Source organism: Rhodococcus sp. NPDC057014, assembly GCF_042673295.1.
Taxonomy (GTDB): domain Bacteria; phylum Actinomycetota; class Actinomycetes; order Mycobacteriales; family Mycobacteriaceae; genus Rhodococcus_F.
In genome coordinates this window covers 1-1,315 of the sequence record NZ_JBHUSF010000642.1, presented here as the reverse complement: position 1 = coordinate 1,315, position 1,315 = coordinate 1, and the positions used below count along the sequence as shown (strand labels likewise).

Sequence of the window (1,315 nt, the reverse complement as noted above, 5' to 3'; positions counted from 1 at the left end):
CGAGCACAGAACCCCTATTTGCGCAGGTCAGACCGTATAATCGAGGAGTCTAATTCGGTAGCGGGACTGACCAACTCGCTCGACTCTGGAGGATTTTCTGTGGCTGATTTGGCGACTGCTGTGACGGTGTTGGATGCGAATGGGCGGGCCGGTGTTCCGTCGTTGTTGATCTCGGGTCCGGGTATGGGTAAGTCGAGTCTGGTGCGGGGGTTGGCGGCGTCGGACGGGGTGCTGTGCGAGACGGTCCTCGGGTCGTTGCGTGAACCGGCCGACTTCGCTGGCCTGCCGGTGGTGCGGGAGCACGGGGTGACGTTGGAGGCTCCGGACTGGGCGAGGCGCATTCACGCCGAGGGTGGTGGCTATCTGTTTCTGGACGAGTTGACGACGAGTCCTCCTGCGGTGCAGGCGGCGATGCTCGCGGTCGCGTTGGACCTGAAGGTCGGCGATCTGCAATTGCCGAAGGGAACGCGGGTGATTGCGGGTGCGAATCCTCCCGATTGTGCTGCCGGTGGGTACGAACTGGAAGCGCCCTTGGCGAATCGGTTCTGCCATGTGGAGTTCACTCCGTCTGTGGACGAGTGGTTGGACGGTATGGCGACGGGGTGGGCCTCGCCGCCCGCCTCGCGTGCGGTGGCGACGGACGAACAGCGCGTGGCGCTGGTGCGTAGTTCGATCACCGGATATGTCCAGCGCAACCCGGAAGCGTTGGACGCGTTCCCGTCGTCGGCGGCGCAGACCGGGGGAGCGTGGGCATCGCGGCGCACGTGGGCGATGTTGGCGGCGGTGTTGCCGCATCTGCGTAACGACGACAACGCGGCGATCAATGCGGCGGTGTTCGGGCTGATCGGTGAGGGGACCGGTGGCGAGTTCCTGGAGTGGCGCAGGAATGCCGATCTGCCCGACCCGGTGGCGGTGATCGAGAATCCGGAAACGGCGTTCGACTGGCAGTCTCGTCCGGACCTGGTGTGGGCCGTTCTGTCGGGTGTGACGGCGTGGGCTGCGGGGCGGGGCACTGTCGAGGCGTGGCGCAGCGCGTGGGGGCCGCTGATCGCGGCGGCGGAAGCGGGTGCCCCTGATGTGGCGGGCGCGGCGGCGCGGACGTTGGCGAAGGCCCGGCCCGCCAAGGCTGTGGTTCCGGCTGCGGCGAAACGGTTCTCCCCGATGTTGGTGGCTGCGGGTCTGGTCGGGGAGGCGGCGTGAGCGCGGTGCGGGTACTCGAACCGGACGAGTTGCGCGCGTTTCGGTTGGCCCGGTTGGTCTCTGCCGAACAGATGCCGTACTTCATTCGGGCGTTGTTCGCGGCGCAGCCGGTGGC

At 67.1% G+C, this 1,315-nt stretch carries 1 protein-coding gene; it reads left to right on the top strand.

Translation table 11 applies throughout. From position 1 onward, the window contains the following. The first annotated feature begins 99 nt into the window (after window positions 1-99). Window positions 100-1,200, top strand: a complete 1,101-nt coding sequence (locus ACFTZB_RS45700) for an ATP-binding protein (RefSeq protein WP_378442622.1) — start codon at window positions 100-102, stop codon at window positions 1,198-1,200. The last annotated feature ends 115 nt before the right edge of the window (window positions 1,201-1,315 follow it).